Raw genomic sequence first — 581 nt, 5'->3', positions numbered from 1 at the left:
ACCAACGTCTAAGCCCTTAGGCAGCTGAGTAATTGGCGTTTGGGAAATGTCCACATTCCCTTTTATGACCAAGCCAGATGGGAGTTCAGTGTATGGCTTGTTTCGAAGATCTAGATTGCCATAGTTGTCGATATGGCCAAATTTGGAATAGTAATCGAGCTCGGAAGCACTAGGAGACGAGCTAAATGTAATTAACGCAAGGGCGAAAGGGATGAAACGCATAACGATTACTTTCCAATAAAAACGACAAAAGCATAACCTAAAGAGTTAGTGACGGCTATATCGGCCTGAGCTTAACTTGCCGTTGTTCGTAACGACGTGGAGGAATATCTGAGAATTAGAAGTAAGAACAAATTGCTAGAATATGAGATTCTGCCAAGAACCTGAAATACTTCCTTGCTAGTATTGTTCGGGCATAAGGGGATATTCATGAAGTTTAAAAGAGTTTCTATTTTTACTCTGAGCGCCATGGTCGCGCTATTGTCTGGTTCAGTTTTTGCCAAATCTTACAGTACGCCGGAGTCAAAGGCTTTGGTGGTTGCTGATGGTAAAATAGGCCAGCGAATTTGTTACTACGAAGA

General features: G+C 42.2%; 2 pseudogenes. One reads left to right on the top strand and one right to left on the bottom strand.

Features of this window, described 5'->3' with window-relative positions:
* A pseudogene (locus R7Z77_RS27130) lies at window positions 1–222 on the bottom strand (hypothetical protein); the annotation flags it as partial.
* A gap of 207 nt (window positions 223–429) precedes the next feature.
* Here R7Z77_RS27130 and R7Z77_RS27125 point away from each other — a divergent pair.
* Window positions 430–581, top strand: a pseudogene (locus tag R7Z77_RS27125) (DUF1496 domain-containing protein); the annotation flags it as partial.

This window comes from Vibrio sp. 1401 (assembly GCF_033340295.1).
The sequence above is the reverse complement of the archived record's forward strand: the minus strand, read 5'-3'. Positions and strand labels throughout refer to the sequence as shown.